Below are 18,408 nucleotides of genomic sequence, written 5' to 3' on the forward strand. Positions count from 1 at the left end.
ATTTTTAAAGAAATTAATCAATCCAATTTTTAGAACGTTCTACGGCTTTTAGCCATTTTTTATACAAACGCTCTCTTTTTTCGGCTGTAAAATTTGGTAAAAACTCTTGATCTATTTTTCTGTGTGATAAAATATCTTCTTGTTTCCATAAACCTACGCAAATTCCTGCTAAATAAGCTGCCCCCATAATGGTAGTTTCGGTAATCTTTGGACGTTCAACTACTGTGTTTAAAATGTCTGCTTGAAATTGCATTAGTAAGTTATTTGCGCTTGCTCCTCCATCAACCTTTAAAGAAGTTAAAGGGATTTATGCATCATTTTGCATGGCAAGTAATAAGTCTTTAGTTTGATATGCTAATGATTGTAATGTGGCTTTTATTAAGTGATTTTTGCCTGTATCTCGTGTTAAACCAAAAATAGCACCTCTTGCATACATATCCCAATAAGGAGCGCCTAAACCAGCAAAAGCTGGCACTACAATTACAGGGTTTTCTTCTGCAACTTCTTGTGCAAAAAACTCGCTTTCTTCTGCCGATTTTATAATTTCTAATCCATCTCTTAACCATTGTATGGCTGCTCCTGCAACAAAAACACTTCCTTCTAAAGCATAATATACTTTGTTGTTAATTCCCCATGCAATTGTAGTTAGTAAACCATTTTTAGAAAACTGAAGTTCTGTTCCTGTATTCATCAATAAAAAGCAACCTGTTCCGTATGTGTTTTTTGCTTCTCCTTTTTTAAAACAAGCTTGTCCAAAAAGAGCTGCTTGTTGATCGCCAGCAATTCCTGCAATTGGAATTTTACATCCGTCTAAGATAAAATCACCAAAATGATAAGAGGAAGGTTTTACTTCTGGTAACATTGACTTTGGAATGTTTAATGCGGATAAAATTTTGGTATCCCAGCACAAGTTTTTAATATCAAAAAGCATTGTTCTTGAAGCATTGCTGTAATCTGTGGCATGGATTTTTTTATCGGTTAAATTCCATAATAACCAAGAATCGATGGTTCCAAAAAGTAGGTTTCCTTTTGTAGCTTCTTCTTTTGCGTTTTCTACATTTTCTAAAATCCAATGAATTTTTGTACCAGAAAAATAAGCATCAATTACTAAACCCGTAGTTTGTTTTATATGGTTTTCTAAGCCTTTTTGCTTGAGGTTTTCGCAAATATCTGCCGTTCTTTTATCTTGCCATACAATGGCATTGTAAATGGGTTTTCCTGTAATTTTATTCCAAACAACAGTAGTTTCTCTTTGATTTGTAATTCCTAAACCAATAATTTCTGATGGACGTATTTTTGCCTTTTTTATTACATTTTTAAAAACGAATAATTGTGCTTCTAAAATTTCTTCGGCATTGTGTTCTACCCAACCAGGTTTAGGAAAAATTTGTTGTAACTCTTGTTGTTCAATTGAAATAATTTCGCCTTTTTGATCTACAACTACAGCTCTAGAACTTGTGGTTCCTTGATCTAAGGCAATAATATATTGTTTTGTCATAGCATAAAAAGCGTATAGAAAAGCAATTTACAAAATAAGACTAATATAATATTGATAAATTGTTACCTTTAGGCAAATTAAATTTTCTTTTTATGGAGTATGGATTTTTATCAGTAATACCACCAATTGTTGCAATTATTTTAGCATTAAGAACAAAGCAAGTATACATTGCTTTGTTATTTGGAATTTGGTTTTCTTGGTTAATTATTAAAGGATGGAATCCGTTAGACGGTACATTGGCAATGATTGAAGGGATGGTAAACGTTTTTCAATCTCAAGGAAATACTAGAACTATCATGTTTAGTGCTTTGGTGGGGGCGTTGTTAATTTTTATTCAATATTCTAGAGGAGTAGAAGGGTTTATTAATATTTTAAATAAAAAACTGGTAAAACTTGAAGAAAAAAAATCAGGTTATAGTAGAGTAATGGTTCAGTTTTTAGCAACCATAACAGGTTTGTTATTATTTGTAGAAACCAGTATTAGCTCTTTAACTGTAGGTACTTTATATCGTCCAATTTTTGATAAATTAGGGATTCCGCGTGAAAAACTTGCTTATATAGCAGATTCTAGTTCTGCACCTTCTTCTATTTTAATTCCCTTTAATGCTTGGGGAGCTTTTATAATGGGACTTTTGTTAACTCAAGGAATAGAAAGACCATTTTCTATGATGATGAGCTCTATTAAATATAATTTTTATCCATTGATAGCTATTGCAATTGTTTTTATTGTAATTTTTACGAAAAAGGATTTTGGCCCAATGAAAAAAGCCGAAAAAAGAACGAAAGAAACAGGAGAGTTGATGAATCCTGGTTCTAAACCAATGGTTTCTGATGCGGTTACTTCATTTCCACCAAAAGAAGGTATTAAAGCGAAAGCCTATAATATGATTGTACCGCTTTTGGTAATGGTTTTAATGATGCCTATAAATTTGATTTATACGGGTTGGAATTCTGTAGAAAATGCAACATCCTTTTTTAATCATGCTTCAGAGGCTATAGGACAAGGTTCTGGTTCTTCTTCTGTTTTATATGCTGTAATTACAGCATTATTGGTTGCTATGGTTATGTACTTTATACAAGGAATTATGAAGCCAAAAGAAGCTGTTAATTTAACCTTAAAAGGAATTAGCGAGTTAATGCCATTAGCCTTATTAATGTTGTTGGCATTTGCCATTGGTGATGCTTGTAAAGAATTAGAAACAGGAGTTTATGTTGCAAATGTTACTAAAGATTGGTTATCTCCCGAATTATTACCTGCAGTTGTGTTTATAATTAGTTCTTTTATTGCTTTTTCTACAGGAACTTCTTGGGGAACCTTTGCTATTATGTTAGCAATTTCTGTACCTATGGCAAATATTCATGGAGCAGACGTAACTATTGTGGTTGCTGCTACCCTAGGAGGAGGTATTTTTGGTGATCATTGTTCGCCAATTTCTGATACTTCTATTATATCTTCTATGGCTTCTGCTAGTGATCATATAGATCATGTAAAAACACAGTTACCTTACGCATTGGTTGGTGGTGTTATTACGACTGTTTTGTATTTGATTATTGGATTCTTAGGATAATTTACCCACTGTAAAGTTGCTTTTTACTTTATTAAGGAAGGTGTTTTACAAAATTTATTTACTTAGTAGTTAAGCAGGGTTGCTTTGTGCTTGAGTTAGCTTGCATTTTGATTTATTGCAGTTGCAATGTGTTTAAGTGGGCTTACATTTTGATTTATTACGGTTACAATGTGTTTAAGAGGGCTTGCATTTTAATTTATTGCAGTTACATTGTATTAAAGCGAGCTTACATTTTGGTTTATTGCAGTTACAATGTGTTAAAGTGAGCTTACATTTTGGTTAATCTTGATTGATTTGCGTTAGATTGTAATGAATTGTTATTGAATTTAGAAGGATCTGTTATAAATTAGAGTTGAAAGGATGTTTAATAAAGAAATTGCTTTCCTCTTTGATTGTTGGTAATGACTAACTTGCTAAAATTCCACGTTTTTTTAGTTCAGGAATCATGCGTAAAGCGCCTTCTTTAACCGTGTCTTTATTGAAGAGAAATGTTTTTTCGTGTAATGTATTTCCTTCAAAAAAAGTAACCTGAAAACGATTGTTTAATTTGAATAATTCTGGTTGCATAAACTCGATCTTAGCAAAAGAATTTGCAGGAAGTTTGTCTAATTTTTTACGTAACAAAGAAGTTGTTTTTGTATCAGAAAAACCTTGAGAAACAATAACCATCATTTCTAAATCAACTTTTTTGTTGTTGATAATATAAACGTTCCAATCGTTTGTATTATAAACATCATTAAATTCATAAACAATAGCCATTTCTACATGGGTAACTTCTGGAATTATAATATCTTTTTTCATAAAAAATAACTAAGAAAATAATTTGTTGGCATCTTTGTATTTTGGGGTGATAAAACCTCTTAGAGTGTTTACAATTAGATGTTCAAAAACGAGATCTACACTATAAACATCAAAAAGATTTTTAGGTTCAAAAATTAAGTTTTTGAGATTTGTAAAATACAAATAGCAAAACAAATCTGAATTTAAATCTTTGCAAAGATACTCTTTTTCTATAGCCTCTTCTAGTAGAGGTTTTAAGTGATCTTCTATAAAATTATCTTTAAAACTTTTTAAAACCGTATCTGCATTTTGATAATACTTTTTAATTCCGAATAAAAAAGCTGGTTGAAAATAGTTTAAATATAGAAAGGTTTTTTTTTGAATTAGGATAATTCTTTGAATAGGGTCTTTTGTGGTTTTTAGAATTTTATCTACTTCGTGTAAAAATTTATCAAGAATAAAACGAACTCCTTTAGATATGAGTTCGTCTTTGTTTTTAAAGTGTTTGTATATGGTTTTTTTAGAAATACCAAGTTCAGAAGCAAGTTGATTCATAGAAAAACGCTTGCTTCCAAACTTGATAAAGTTTGTAATAGAACACTCTAAAAGTTCTTGCTTACTAACCATTTTAAAAATAATTATTGTAAGCCTCCACCTAAAGCTTCATATAAGTTTACAATAGTTAATAACTGTTGTAATTTGCTGTCAATGATGTTTAATTCTGCATTTAAAGCACTTTGTCTGGCAGTTAATAAATCTAAATAAGTAGCATAACCATTTTTAAGTAATTCGTTAGAATTTTGTTCTGCTTTACGCAAAGCTTCTACTTCATTTAATCTAAAAGTATATTTTTTAGTTTCAGAATTATAAGCAAATAATGCATTAGAGACTTCGCTTCCAGCTGTTAATAATGATTTTTTAAAGTTTAAAAGCGCTTGTTCTTGTTGTGCTTTTGCAACTTCGTATTGTGTTTTTATTTTTCTACCATTTAAAATAGGTTGAGTAATACCTCCGGCTAAATTTGCAAAGAACGAATTTCCATTAAATAAATTATCAAAATTTAAACTTTGTAATCCAGAAGAAGCCGTTAAAGTTAATGAAGGGTAAAAATTACTTTTAGCAACATTTGTTAATTCAAAAGACTGAATTAATTGATATTCTGCCGCCATAACATCTGGTCTATTACTTAATAAAGTAGCAGGAACACCTAGTTTTAATTCTGTTTCTATTTTTTGGTTTGTTAAGCTACCTCTCTTAAAATGTTGAGGTGATTTTCCTAACAAGATACTTAATGTGTTTTCTGTTTTAAAAATTGCAGTTTCTATATCTACCTCTAAAGCTTTTGCACTATTGTATTGAGCAATATTTTGATCTACAGCCACTTGGTTTGTTAACCCAGCCTCTTTTAATGCTTTAATAGTTTTTACACTGTTTTTTCTAGCTTCAATAGTTTTTTGGGTAATTTCTAATTGAGAATCTAATGCTAAAAGTTGATAATAAGTAGTAGCAATACTAGAAATTAATTGTGTTTTTACTGCTTGATGTGCAGCAACACTTTGTAAATAACTTGCAGCAAAAGCACGTTTATTACTTCTTATTTTCCCCCAAATATCAGCTTCCCAAGAAAGAGCACCAGAGACTTCAAATTGATCAATATGATCGGTTCCCAAACTACTTAAAAGAGCGCCTTGTTGCCCGTTATTAGAAATATAAGATCTACTAGCAGAACCTGTTGCGTTTAGAGTTGGTAAATAACCCGATTTTCCTTGTTTTAAATAGGCTTCTGCGGCAATTATTTGTTGAATAGCAATTCTAATATCGATATTATTTTGAAGACCTTCTTCTATATATTGATTTAAATATGTGTCTGTAAATAATGTTTTCCAAGACACATCTGCCATAGAAATACTATCCGATGGCAAATGATCTGTTCTGTATAAATGATCTGTTATTTTTAGTTCTGGTCTTGTATACTCTTTAGCCACAAAACAACTTTGTAATGTAAAAACCATTACAGTTAAAACGAGACCTTTTTGAAGGTTTTTATTTTTTATAATTGAAATCATATGATTATTCTTCATTTTGTTGTGCGATAACTACTGGTTTACTAGAAACTTTTTCTTGTAACCATTGAAATAAAATAAATAGAATAGGAATTACAAAGACTCCTAAAATTGTTCCGATAAGCATTCCTCCTGCAGCACCTGTACCAATAGAATTGTTTCCAGCTGCCCCAACACCTTTAGCTAACACCAATGGCATCAATCCTAAAATAAAGGCAAAAGAGGTCATTAAAATTGGACGTAAACGTGCTTTTGCCCCATGTATAGCAGCCTCTACAATTGTTTCTCCATTTTTACGTCTTTGAAGTGCGAATTCTACAATTAAGATGGCGTTTTTTGCGAGCAGACCAATAAGCATTATTAAGGCAATTTGGAAATAAATATTATTTTCTAATCCAAAAAACTTTGTGCTTATATAGGCACCAAATACACCAAAAGGAATAGAAAACACTACTGCAAATGGTAATAAATAACTTTCATATTGTGCACTTAATAAGAAGTAGACAAATAGAATACTTAATATAAAAATAAATGTGGTTTGATTACTTGCATTTACCTCTTCTCTAGTTAAACCAGAATAAGCAACGGTATAATTACTTGGTAATTTGGCAACTTCCTCTTCAATAACTCTAATAGCATCACCAGTACTAAAGCCATCATTTGTAGCACCAGTAATGGTGGTAGAATTAAATAAGTTGAAACGCGTTACCGATTGTGGACCATAGACACGTTTTAAGTTTACAAACTGTGTAATTGGTGTCATTTCACCAGAATTTGTTCTTACATACATGCTATTTAAATCATCTACACTTGCTCTATCATCTGGTAAAGCCTGGATATAAACTCTAAACTGTTTTCCGAATTTAGAAAAATCAGAAGCATAGATCCCACCAATATAACCTTGTAAGGTAGAGAAGATACTGTTAACAGGTACTCCTTTTTCTTTGGCTAGAGGCACGTTAATTTCCATTTCATATTGAGGATAATTGGTGCTGAAAGAAGATTGTGCATATTTAATTTCTGGGTGACTCATTAAAGCCATTGCAAACTCTTTATTTGCTTTGTCTAAATCTTTAAAATCTCCTCCAAATTTGTCTAACAAATTCACTTCAAATCCGGCAGAATTACCAAAACCACGAATACTTGGTGGCGAGAAGAAAATAATATTTGCCTCTGGTATGGTTGCTGCAATACCGAATAATTTTCCAGTAATAGCTTGTACCGATAAAGATGGATCTTTACGATCTTCCCAATCTGCTAATTTTATAATTCCAAAACCATAGTTACTACCAGACCCACTAATTAAACTTCTACCTTTAATCATATTAACGGCTACAATACCCTCAATACCATTTATTTTACTGTATAAATCTCTTGCAACTCCATCTGTTCTGTCTAAAGATGCACCAGCAGGCAATTCAATATTAGCAAAAAGAATACCTCTATCTTCATTAGGGACAAAACCTGTTGGTGTTGTTTGTGAAGCCCAATAAATACCAGCCCCTGCAATAATTAATAATATTACAGAGACAAATTTTCTTTTGTATAAAAACTGAAGTGATTTTCCGTAGCGTTCTACAGTTGCATTAAACCCACGGTTAAACAAGGTGTAAAATCGTTTTAAAGGTCCTTTTCCTTTTAGTTCTTCATCCTCTTTATGAGGTTTTAGTAATAAGGCACATAATGCAGGACTTAAGGTTAATGCATTTACTGCAGAAATAAGAATTGCAATAATTAAAGTGACACCAAACTGCTCATAAAAAACACCCGTTGGACCAGAAATAAAGGTTACCGGAATAAATACTGCAGCCATTACCAATGTAATTGATATAATTGCTCCAGATATTTCATTCATTGCTGTAAGTGTAGCCTTTTTAGGATTCTTTTCTCCTTCATCTAATTTAGCATGCACAGCTTCTACGACCACAATAGCATCATCTACCACAATACCAATGGCGAGCACTAATGCAAATAGTGTTAGTAAGTTAATAGAATATCCAAAAACACTTAAGAAAAAGAAGGTACCAATAATAGAAACCGGTACAGCAATTGCCGGAATTAATGTAGAACGAAAATCTTGTAAGAAGATAAACACCACTAAAAACACCAATAAAAAGGCTTCTAATAAAGTACTAATTACTTTTTCTATAGAAGCATTTAAAAACAAACTTGTGTCATAAGGGACAAAAATGTCTAATCCTTCTGGAAGATCTTTTTTAACCGATTCTAAGGTTACTTTAATGTTTTCTATAATTTCTTTTGCGTTAGAACCCTTTGTTTGGAAAATACCCATAAATACAGCAGGGTTTCCCTTACTCATCGCATTAGCAGAGTATGATTGTGCATCAAGTTCTATCGTTGCTATATCGTTAAGTCTAAGAAACTGTCCGTTTCCTAATGCTTTTATCACAATATCACCATATTGACTTTCATTTTTAAAACGACCACTATATGTTAATGTGTAAGAAAAAGCTTCACCATTATTTTCGCCTAAAGAACCAGCCGCAGCTTCTAAATTTTGTTCAGCCAAAGCCGCAGAAATATCAGAAGGAATTAAATTATAAGCTGCTAGTTTTTCTGGTTTTAACCAAATTCGCATTGCATAATCTTGTTGAGAGAATACACTCACATCTCCAACCCCACTAATACGTTGCATAGCAGGAATAACATTAATTTTTAAATAATTCTGAATAAAAGTTGCATCATAATTGTCACTTTCAGAATACATAGATATAAACATTAAAGCACTAGTTTCTTGCTTTTGTGTTGTAACCCCTGTTTGAATAACTTCTTTAGGTAATAAAGGGTTTGCTCTTGAAACACGGTTTTGAACGTTAACCGCAGCAATATCTGCATCAATTTCTTGATTAAAATACACTGTAATTTCAGCAGTTCCATTATTAGAAGCAGTAGAGGTTATGTAGGTCATTCCTTCTACCCCATTAATTTGCTCTTCTATAGGAATAATTACACTCTCTAAAACAGTTTCTGCATTTGCACCTGCATAAGATGCCCTTACTTTAATTGTTGGTGGCGCAATATCTGGATACTCTTCTATAGGTAAACCAGTAATGCTTATAACTCCTAATATAACGATGATAATGGAGATTACTGTTGAAAGAACGGGTCTTTCAATAAATGTTTTTAACATGCCTAATATATTTGTTAGTTATTAGTTTTTAAATAATGTTGTTATTGGTTTGATGGCTTCATCAAAAGAGATCTCTTTAGGAGAAATAGTCATACCATTTCTTAATTTACTAACCCCAGATGTTATAATTTTATCTTTTAAATTGACCCCAGATGCTACAACATAAAGATTTCCTATAGTTGCTTTTACTTTAATAATTGATGTTGTAACCTTGTTATTATCACCTAATTTAAACAACATAATATTTCCTTGTTGCTCGTAAGTAGCCTGTTGTGGGATAACAATTACATTTTCATAAACTATTGGAATTTGAATTTTACCACTATTACCATTAGATAATAACTGATTTTGGTTATTAAAAACAGCACGTAAACTTACTGTTCCGGTACTTTTATTAATTTGTCCTGTACTGGTTTCAATTTTTCCTTTTTCAGAATACATATTTCCGTTAGCTAGCATTAAGTTTACTGCAGGATAATTTGCTAATTTTTCTTTTAGGTTTTTACCTTTTGCATTTTGTAAAAAGTCTAAATACTGACTTTCATTTAAACTAAAAAAAGCATATACCTTACTAGTATTACTTACTGTTGTTAAGGGCATTGTATTTGTAGGGCTAATCAAAGCACCTTCTCTAAAATTAATAGCACCAACAAAGCCATCAACAGGACTTTTAATAGTTGCGTAACCAATATTTGCAGAAATACTACTATAATTTGCTTTTGCTTGTGCTAAGTTTGCTTTTGCAGTTTCTAATTGCACGGGACTTATTATGTTTTTTTCTACAAGTGGAATTAGTTTCTCTACTTCTACCTGTGCCACATTAATACGAGCTTTAGCAGCCCCAGCATCTTGACTTAAGGATTGTGTTTCTAGTTTAAAAAGGGTTTGACCTTTACGTACTTTTTGGCCCTCATCAACCATTACTTTTTGAATGTATCCTGATACCTTTGCTCTTACATCACTGTTTACTATTCCTTCAATGTTTGTAGGGTATTCTTTATAATCTGTTACAGTTTTTAATTGTATTTGTGCTGTTGGAAAAGCTTGAGGAGGAGCTTGTGGTTTTTGAAGTGATTCTTGTTTGTTATTACAACTTATAACAGCTAAAAAGAGGCTTAGCGATAATAGAATATATAATTTGTTGTTTTTCATTTTATAAATATTTAAATACTAATTTTATCGTTGTTTAATTTTGATTTTAATTTTTCTATAGAAGCTGAAGCTCCGTTTATAAATTCAATGTAATCGTTATGAAAGTTTAAATCGAATTTTTCTTCTTCATTTTCAATTTTATTATTATTTATTTTCTCTTTATAGTTTTTAATTTCTAGATGTAGTTCTCGTTCTTCTTTCCAATGTTTTGTCAATTTATTAATGTGTTGAATAATGGTATTCGTATTAATTATAAAATATTTTTTACGATCTCCAGTTTTAGTGAAATATTGAATCTTGTTTAAATCTTGCAAATGATTAAGGTGCGTAGATATTGTACTTTTACTTGCGCAAAGAATATTTACCATATCTTCAAAAGTTGCCCCTTTTTTTCCGGTAAGAATTATATAAGATAAAATACGAGCAGCAACAGGTGCCAACTGTTCTCTGTTTTCTAAATGAACACCTAGTTTTTCTACTAAAGCCATTTTTTCTTTACAAATATTATCTTTCATTTTTTTTGTTTTTATATGACTGTTTCTATTTTTGAAACGAATTGAAACAGTAATTTTTTTGCAAATATATTAATAGTTCGGAACAAACCGAACAAAAAGAACATAAAAAATGTTAAATAAAAAAAACCGATAGAATTATCGGCTTTAAATACTTTAGGGTGTGTGTTTTTGTGTTAAACTTCCCATATTTTATAAAACTCTTTTTTAGAGATAAGATCTCCATCACACTCATCAATAGTTAATGTACCATCACACAAACTACCAAATTCATCCTCTAAATTAGCTGCATTATATTTAGTTACTTTTCCGTTTTTATAAACAGTAATTTGTTTTAAAACCTCGTCTGAATCGTTGGTTTCAAAAAACCAAGTAGAAGTTCCCCAATCTGCATATTTATCATCTCTATTTTCGTCCCAAAATTGTGAAAAGTAGTTCATTATAATACCGATTTAAATTGTTCTAAGAAACGTTTGTCATTTTCATAAAACATTCGAATGTCTGGTATTTGATATAACAACATGGCAATACGTTCTATACCCATTCCAAAAGCGTATCCAGAGTATTTTGTAGGATCAATATTTGCATTTTTTAATACATTAGGATCTACCATACCACAACCCATAATTTCTAACCAACCAGTACCTTTGGTAATTCTGTAATCAGTTTCGGTTTCTAAACCCCAATAAATATCTACCTCTGCACTTGGCTCTGTAAAAGGGAAATAAGAAGGACGTAAACGTATTTTAGATTTCCCAAACATTTCTTTAGTAAAGTATAAAAGGGTTTGTTTTAAATCGGCAAAAGATACATCTGTATCAATATATAAACCTTCGACTTGATGAAAAATACAATGTGCACGCGCAGAAATATCTTCATTTCTAAAAACTCTTCCCGGAGAAATTGTTCTTATAGGTGGTGTATTATTTTCCATATAACGCACTTGCACAGAAGATGTGTGAGTACGTAATAAAATATCAGGATCTTGTTCTATGAAGAAGGTGTCTTGCATATCTCTTGCAGGATGATATTCTGGCAAGTTCAAAGCAGTAAAATTATGCCAATCGTCTTCTATCTCTGGGCCTTCAGAAACGGTAAAACCTATTCTATTAAAAACTTCAATAATTTGATTTTTGACCAATGAAATTGGATGACGAGAGCCTAATTCAATAGGTTCAGAAGGTCTAGACAAATCTCCATAAAACCCTTTATCTTCAACAGCATTTTCTAAAGATTCATTCAGAGCAGTAACTTTTCCTTCTGCAGATTTTTTTAAATTATTTAAGGCTTGTCCAAAATCTTTACGCATAGCTGCGTCAACATTTTTAAACTCAGCAAAAAGGTCTTTTAACACACCTTTGCTTCCTAAGTATTTGATTCTAAAAACTTCAATTTCTTCTTTAGTAGTTGCTTTAAAAGCTTCTACATCACCAATCAATTCTTTAACTTTATCTAACATTATTCATTCTAGATTAGAGTACAAATTTACATTTTTTTCAAGAGTTTTATTACGGATTTTAAAACTATTGCAATTCACACTACGAAATCGATTGAAAACAAGGGGTTTTAGAATTAATATAAATTTAATTTTAAATTTAATCAGATTGAAAATTAGCTATCTTTGTCACTTTAAATTTTTATTAATACCATAAAAAGCACATGAAAATTATGGAATCTAAAATAAACGCTTTTATGAATTACGTAAAAGAACGTAATTCTAATGAACCTGAATTTTTACAAGCTGTACATGAAGTTGCAGAAACAGTAATTCCGTTTATTGAAAAAAACTCTAAATATCAAGGGAAAAAATTATTAGAGAGAATGGTAGAGCCAGAAAGAACATTAATGTTCCGTGTGCCATGGGTAGATGATAGTGGAGAAACACAAATAAATAGAGGTTATAGAGTAGAGTTTAATTCTGCAATAGGCCCATATAAAGGAGGTTTGCGTTTTCATCCATCAGTAAACTTATCAATTTTAAAATTTTTAGGTTTTGAACAAGTGTTTAAAAATTCTTTAACAACTTTACCAATGGGTGGAGGAAAAGGAGGATCAGACTTTAATCCAAAAGGAAAATCAGACAGAGAAGTAATGGCATTTTGTCAAGCCTTTATGTCAGAATTATTTCGTCATATTGGAGCAAATACAGATGTTCCTGCAGGTGATATCGGTGTAGGAGGTAGAGAAATTGGATTTATGTTTGGTCAATATAAAAAATTACGCAACGAGTTTGTAGGTGTTTTAACAGGAAAAGGTGCAAGTTGGGGAGGATCTTTAATTAGACCAGAAGCGACGGGTTATGGTGATGTATATTTTGCACAAAATATGTTAAAAACCAAAGAAGATTCTTTTGAGGGAAAAACAGTTGCCGTATCTGGTTCAGGTAATGTTGCACAATATGCTACACAAAAAGCTACCGAATTAGGAGCTAAAGTAGTTACAATGTCTGATTCTTCTGGATATATATATGATATAGACGGAATTGATGCTGAAAAGTTAGCATACATAATGGATATTAAAAATGTTCGTAGAGGTAGAATTAATGAATATGTAGAAAAATATCCAAAAGCAAAATTTTTCGCAGGAGAAAGACCTTGGTCTACTAAATGTGATGTAGCTTTACCTTGTGCAACTCAAAATGAACTAAATGGAGATGAAGCGAAAATATTAATTACAAATGGTTGTATTTGTGTTGCAGAAGGAGCAAATATGCCTTCTACACCAGAAGCAATTACTGCTTTTCAAGAAGCAAAAATATTGTTTTCTCCTGGAAAAGCATCAAATGCTGGTGGTGTTGCAACTTCTGGTTTAGAAATGAGTCAAAATTCTTTACGTTACAATTGGACTAGAGAAGAGGTAGATACTAAGTTACATCAAATAATGAACGATATTCATGCTTCATGTGTTGAATACGGAACACAAGCAAATGGTTATGTAGATTATGTAAAAGGAGCAAATGTTGCTGGTTTTGTAAAAGTTGCAGATGCTATGTTAGATCAAGGAGTTGTGTAAATAAAAATTTTAATAATATGTAAAAGCGCATCATTTTTGATGCGCTTTTTTTATTTTTAAATAGTTTAGAAACTAAAATTTATATATTGTGTGTCAATAACAAAAGGAACAAATATGAAAGAAAATATAATAGCCAACTTAAAATCATACGCTTTTAAAGAAGTTACTTTCGATAAGTTAATGAAAAAAAGAATTCATCAGATATTAATTGTTTGTTCTAATTATGATTTTTATATGCTTGAAGAAGATGGTAGAATTGAGGAACGAATTTTTAATGAATACACTTCTTTAAATTTAAGACATCCACCAACTTTTTTACATGCAAATTCTGCAAGAAGGGCTGTTAAGAAGATGGAAACAAACACAATAGACATGGTAATTACATGGCTAGATATAGGTAATTATAAGGCTTTTGAAACCTCAAAAAAAATTAAAGAAGCTTTTCCAGATGTACCAATTGCAGCATTAAGTCATCACTCATCACAATTAAGAAGCAAGCTACAGAAAGGAAATACAGGAATTATCGATTTTGTATTTCATTGGAATGGAAATGCCGACATATTTTTAGCAATTATAAAATTAACGGAAGACAGAATGAATGCTCAAGTTGATATTAATAGCGTTGGTGTTAAAGCTATTTTATTAATAGAAGATTCATTGAAATTTTATTCGAGATATATTCCATTAATATATAAAGAGCTTCTGAAGCAGACACAAGAGCTAATGTCTGAAGGATTAAATGAGCATCGAAAAATGCTGTTAATGCGTGGGCGGCCAAAAATTTTATTGGCTACAACTTATGAAGAGGGTATGGATTTATTTAACACCTATAGAGATAATTTATTAGGTGTTATATCTGATGTTAATTATTTTAAAGATGGTGTTAGAAATGAAGAAGCAGGATTTTTATTTTTAAAACACGTTAGAAATTACAAGCGTTATTTTCCTTTTTTAATTCAATCTTCAAATGCAGATAACGAAAAACGAGCTTTAGAATTAAAAGGGAAATTTTTATACAAACATTCTGAAACTTTAGGAGTAGATATAAAAAATTATATCATAAAGTATTTTTCGTTTGGCGATTTTGAATTTTGGGACCCTGTACAAATGAAAGTTTTAGCAACTGCTAAAGATTTAAGCGAATTTCAAAAAGCACTACATATTGTAACTAAAGACTCTTTAATGTATCATGGTACAAGAAGCGAATTTTCTAAATGGGTAAAATCAAGAGCACTTTTTCCGTTAGCAGATTTGTTAAGCACTGTTGAATATGAAGAATTTGAAGACGTAGAACAAATACGAGAATTTTTAATTAGGTCTATTAAACTATACAGAGTTTATAGGTCTAGAGGTGTAATTGTAAAATTTAACAAATATAAATATGATGAGTTTGTTGGTTTTGCAAGAATTGGAGAAGGAAATTTAGGAGGAAAAGGAAGAGGTTTGGCTTTTATAGATTCCTTTTTAAAACGAAACAACTTATATAATAAATACGAAAATGTAAGTATTTCAATCCCAAGAACAGTAGTCATTAGTACAGAAGTATACGATCAATTTATAGACACACATAAACTAATTAAGTTTGCAGCAAAATGCAATAATGATGAAGAAGTTTTAAAAGAATTTATATCCAAAGAACTTCCAAAATGGGTTTTAGAAGATATTAGAGCATTTTTAAAAACAACAAAATGTCCAGTTGCAGTACGCTCATCAAGTATGTTAGAAGATTCTAATTATCAGCCATTTGCAGGTGTTTTTTCTACCTATATGCTTCCAAATTCGGACATAGACAAAATGGTTGAAATGGTTTCTAATGCAGTAAAATCTGTTATTGCTTCTGCTTTTTTCGAAAATAGTAAATCCTATTTAAAAGCAATATCACACACAATAGAAGAAGATAAAATGGCGGTAATTTTACAAGAGATTACTGGTAAACAATACCAAGATGTGTATTATCCAAATATATCGGGAGTTGCACGTTCTATTAATTTTTATCCGATTGGAGAAGAAAAACCAAATGAAGGAATAGCTAATATTGCTTTAGGTTTAGGAGAATTAATTGTTGGAGGAGGGCAGTCTTTGCGTTTTTCGCCCTATCACCCTAAAAAGGTGTTACAATTATCTTCTCCGGGCTCAACTCAAAGAGATACACAGCAATATTTTTATGGCCTAGATGTTAATCCAGATAGTTATCAAACATCAACTTCTGAAGCCATTAATAAAAAGAAGGTAACTATTAGAGGGGCAGAAAAACATGGTTCTTTAAAGTTTGTAGCATCAACCTACGATTTACAAAACAATAGGATTATACCAGGTGTAATGCATGATGGAATTCGTGTAATTACATTTGATAATATTTTAAAATACAACACTTTTCCGTTGCCAGAAATTTTACAAGAACTATTACGAATTGGGCAACGAGAAATGAGAAATCCCATAGAAATAGAGTTTGCCGTAAAGTTAGATGTTCCGTCAGGAAAGCCAAAAGAATTTAGTTTTTTACAAATTAGACCTATTATAGAAAGTGTAGAAACGGTGTGTAAATTGCCTAAAAATTTAGATATTTTAGACACTATAATTTATTCTGAATCTGCTTTAGGAAATGGAAAATATGAAAATATCTGCGATGTTGTTTATGTAAAACCCAACACATTTAATTCTGCTAATACAAGAGAAATTGCAAAAGCAGTAGAAGCCATTAATAAAAAATTTATTGATGCAGACAAACCTTATATTTTGGTAGGCCCAGGACGTTGGGGCTCAAGCGATTCTTGGTTAGGAATCCCAGTACTTTGGTCTCAAATTTCTGCAGCAAAAATAATTGTAGAATCGGGTTTAAATGATTTTAGAATAGACCCGAGTCAAGGAACACATTTTTTTCAAAATTTAACATCCTTTAAAGTGGGCTATTTAACCATAAACCCATTTATAAAAGATGGTTTTTTTGATGTAGATTATTTAAATGAACAAGAAGCTGTTTTTGAAGATCCTTATTTACGACACATTTCTTTTCAAAATCCACTTACAGTTATTGTGGATGGTACAAATAATAAAGCTGCAATTTTTAAAGCAGGTATTTCATTGAAAGATACTTACGTAAATGAAGAAAGTACAGATGAAGAGTTGCCACCTGAGGGATTTATGTAAAAATATGTGTCTAATAAAAAAGACCCCTTAAGCGTTTAAATATATTTCATATTCGTAAAAAAGGATTATTTTTTTGTTAAATCTTAAAAATACAACGAAAGATGTTGTTTAAAAATCAATTTTAAAAATGTATTTTTGTTATGAAAATTATACTATAAAATAGTTGTTAATTATATTAATATGAATGTCAAAGAAATTTTAACAAACCTAGAAACAAAACATCCTAATGAAAAGGAATATTTACAGGCTGTTAAAGAAGTTTTAGAATCTATTGAAACGATTTATAATGAAAATCCTCAATACGAATCGGCAAAAGTTATTGAACGTTTAGTAGAACCAGATCGCATTTTTACTTTTAGAATTTCTTGGATTGATGATTCAGGAAATGTTCATGTAAATTTAGGTCACAGAATACAATTTAATAACGCTATTGGCCCTTACAAAGGAGGTATTCGATTACATCCAAGTGTAAATTTAAGCATCTTAAAGTTTTTAGGGTTTGAACAAATATTTAAAAATGCCTTAACCACATTACCAATGGGTGGTGCAAAAGGAGGTTCAGATTTTAATCCAAAAGGAAAATCAGATACAGAAATCATGCGTTTTTGTCAAGCGTTCATGTTAGAATTATGGAGGTTTATTGGCCCAAGTACAGATGTACCTGCTGGAGATATTGGAACAGGAGCTAGAGAAATTGGGTTTATGTATGGTATGTATAAAAAATTACAACAAGAAAACTCAGGTGTTTTTACTGGTAAAGGTTTAAATTGGGGAGGAAGCTTAATTAGACCAGAAGCAACTGGTTTTGGAGGCGTTTACTTTACAAAAGAAATGTTAGAAACTAAAAATGATGATTTTAAAGGTAAAATAATTGCACTTTCCGGTTTTGGAAATGTAACTTGGGGTGTTGCTTTAAAAATTACAGAATTAGGCGGAAAAGTAGTTACCATTTCTGGTCCTGATGGATATATTTATGATGAAAAAGGGTTAGATAATGATAAAATAAGTTACTTGTTACAATTAAGAGCAAGTAATAATGATATTGTTTCTCCGTATGCCGATGAGTTTCCGGAAGCTACCTTTTATCCAAATGAAAAACCTTGGGGAGTAAAATGTGATATTGCAATGCCTTGTGCAACTCAAAATGAGTTAAACGGTGAAGATGCAGAAAAATTAATTGCAAATGGTGTACAATATGTAGCAGAGGTTTCTAATATGGGTTGTACTCCAGAAGCCATTCATGAGTTTCATAAAGCCAAAATTTTATACGCACCAGGGAAAGCCGTTAATGCAGGTGGAGTAGGAGTTTCTGGATTAGAAATGTCTCAAAATGCAATGAAAATCAATTGGACTAAAGAAGAAGTAGACGTTAAATTGCATCAAATAATGCATTCTATACATGTTTCTTGTTTAAAATTTGGAACAGAAGAAGATGGTTATATAAACTATGTAAAAGGAGCAAATATTGCCGGTTTTATTAAAGTAGCCGATTCAATGTTAGATCAAGGAGTAATTTAATAGTATT

Annotated in this window: 12 protein-coding genes and 1 pseudogene; 4 read left to right on the forward strand and 9 right to left on the reverse strand. The window is 31.1% G+C overall.

The annotated features are described in order from the left end of the window. Window positions 1-13 precede the first annotated feature (13 nt). Window positions 14-1,498: pseudogene (gene glpK, locus MC378_RS09845) on the reverse strand (glycerol kinase GlpK). Between the two features lie 92 nt (window positions 1,499-1,590). On the opposite strand from glpK, the gene MC378_RS09850 reads away from it, so the two are divergent. Beyond that, on the forward strand, window positions 1,591-3,066 hold the full coding sequence (locus MC378_RS09850; protein ID WP_242178592.1) for a Na+/H+ antiporter NhaC family protein: 1,476 nt from the start codon (window positions 1,591-1,593) through the stop codon (window positions 3,064-3,066). Window positions 3,067-3,471: 405 nt separating this feature from the next. On the opposite strand, the gene MC378_RS09855 is transcribed toward MC378_RS09850, so the two are convergent. From MC378_RS09855 to pheS, 8 genes are all read right to left on the reverse strand, one after another. Beyond that, window positions 3,472-3,867, reverse strand: coding sequence for a hypothetical protein (locus tag MC378_RS09855; RefSeq protein WP_242178593.1), 396 nt, complete (start codon window positions 3,865-3,867; stop codon window positions 3,472-3,474). Between the two features lie 9 nt (window positions 3,868-3,876). Then, window positions 3,877-4,473: a TetR/AcrR family transcriptional regulator gene (locus MC378_RS09860; protein ID WP_242178594.1), complete on the reverse strand. Its 597-nt coding sequence runs from the start codon at window positions 4,471-4,473 to the stop codon at window positions 3,877-3,879. An 11-nt stretch (window positions 4,474-4,484) separates the two neighbouring features. After that, entirely contained in the window at window positions 4,485-5,912 is a 1,428-nt protein-coding gene (locus tag MC378_RS09865; RefSeq protein ID WP_242178651.1) for an efflux transporter outer membrane subunit, read from the reverse strand. A gap of 4 nt (window positions 5,913-5,916) precedes the next feature. Then, window positions 5,917-9,060 (reverse strand): efflux RND transporter permease subunit, encoded by a 3,144-nt coding sequence (locus MC378_RS09870; protein ID WP_242178595.1) that lies wholly within the window; start codon window positions 9,058-9,060, stop codon window positions 5,917-5,919. 21 nt (window positions 9,061-9,081) lie between these two features. After that, window positions 9,082-10,212, reverse strand: a complete 1,131-nt coding sequence (locus tag MC378_RS09875) for an efflux RND transporter periplasmic adaptor subunit (protein WP_242178596.1) — start codon at window positions 10,210-10,212, stop codon at window positions 9,082-9,084. 11 nt (window positions 10,213-10,223) lie between these two features. After that, window positions 10,224-10,727, reverse strand: a complete 504-nt coding sequence (locus MC378_RS09880; protein ID WP_242178597.1) for a GbsR/MarR family transcriptional regulator — start codon at window positions 10,725-10,727, stop codon at window positions 10,224-10,226. A 173-nt stretch (window positions 10,728-10,900) separates the two neighbouring features. Continuing rightward, window positions 10,901-11,164, reverse strand: coding sequence for a hypothetical protein (locus tag MC378_RS09885; RefSeq protein ID WP_242178598.1), 264 nt, complete (start codon window positions 11,162-11,164; stop codon window positions 10,901-10,903). Continuing rightward, complete coding sequence (pheS, locus tag MC378_RS09890; protein ID WP_242178599.1) at window positions 11,164-12,183, reverse strand: phenylalanine--tRNA ligase subunit alpha; 1,020 nt, start codon at window positions 12,181-12,183, stop codon at window positions 11,164-11,166. Before pheS ends, MC378_RS09885 begins: the two co-directional genes overlap by 1 nt. 209 nt (window positions 12,184-12,392) lie before the next feature. Here pheS and gdhA (MC378_RS09895) point away from each other — a divergent pair, with 209 nt between their 5' ends. From gdhA (MC378_RS09895) to gdhA (MC378_RS09905), 3 genes are all read left to right on the forward strand, one after another. Continuing rightward, window positions 12,393-13,736 carry an NADP-specific glutamate dehydrogenase gene (gene gdhA, locus MC378_RS09895; RefSeq protein ID WP_242178600.1) on the forward strand — a complete coding sequence of 448 codons (1,344 nt, stop codon included), beginning with the start codon at window positions 12,393-12,395 and terminating at the stop codon, window positions 13,734-13,736. A 114-nt stretch (window positions 13,737-13,850) separates the two neighbouring features. After that, window positions 13,851-16,883, forward strand: coding sequence for a PEP/pyruvate-binding domain-containing protein (locus tag MC378_RS09900; RefSeq protein WP_242178601.1), 3,033 nt, complete (start codon window positions 13,851-13,853; stop codon window positions 16,881-16,883). Between the two features lie 180 nt (window positions 16,884-17,063). Further along, window positions 17,064-18,401, forward strand: a complete 1,338-nt coding sequence (gdhA, locus tag MC378_RS09905; protein WP_242178602.1) for an NADP-specific glutamate dehydrogenase — start codon at window positions 17,064-17,066, stop codon at window positions 18,399-18,401. Window positions 18,402-18,408: the final 7 nt, after the last annotated feature.

It is taken from the genome of Polaribacter marinus (assembly GCF_022662535.1).
In the GTDB taxonomy this organism is placed as follows: domain Bacteria; phylum Bacteroidota; class Bacteroidia; order Flavobacteriales; family Flavobacteriaceae; genus Polaribacter; species Polaribacter marinus.

Excerpts from the sequence above, each read along its gene's own strand:
- MC378_RS09850 (WP_242178592.1), top strand. The coding sequence starts at position 1,591 with ATGGAGTATGGATTTTTATCAGTAATACCACCAATTGTTGCAATTATT.
- MC378_RS09855 (WP_242178593.1), bottom strand. The coding sequence starts at position 3,867 with ATGAAAAAAGATATTATAATTCCAGAAGTTACCCATGTAGAAATGGCT.
- MC378_RS09860 (WP_242178594.1), bottom strand. The coding sequence starts at position 4,473 with ATGGTTAGTAAGCAAGAACTTTTAGAGTGTTCTATTACAAACTTTATC.
- MC378_RS09865 (WP_242178651.1), bottom strand. The coding sequence starts at position 5,912 with ATGATTTCAATTATAAAAAATAAAAACCTTCAAAAAGGTCTCGTTTTA.
- MC378_RS09870 (WP_242178595.1), bottom strand. The coding sequence starts at position 9,060 with ATGTTAAAAACATTTATTGAAAGACCCGTTCTTTCAACAGTAATCTCC.
- MC378_RS09875 (WP_242178596.1), bottom strand. The coding sequence starts at position 10,212 with ATGAAAAACAACAAATTATATATTCTATTATCGCTAAGCCTCTTTTTA.
- MC378_RS09880 (WP_242178597.1), bottom strand. The coding sequence starts at position 10,727 with ATGAAAGATAATATTTGTAAAGAAAAAATGGCTTTAGTAGAAAAACTA.
- MC378_RS09885 (WP_242178598.1), bottom strand. The coding sequence starts at position 11,164 with ATGAACTACTTTTCACAATTTTGGGACGAAAATAGAGATGATAAATAT.
- pheS (WP_242178599.1), bottom strand. The coding sequence starts at position 12,183 with ATGTTAGATAAAGTTAAAGAATTGATTGGTGATGTAGAAGCTTTTAAA.
- gdhA (WP_242178600.1), top strand. The coding sequence starts at position 12,393 with ATGGAATCTAAAATAAACGCTTTTATGAATTACGTAAAAGAACGTAAT.
- MC378_RS09900 (WP_242178601.1), top strand. The coding sequence starts at position 13,851 with ATGAAAGAAAATATAATAGCCAACTTAAAATCATACGCTTTTAAAGAA.
- gdhA (WP_242178602.1), top strand. The coding sequence starts at position 17,064 with ATGAATGTCAAAGAAATTTTAACAAACCTAGAAACAAAACATCCTAAT.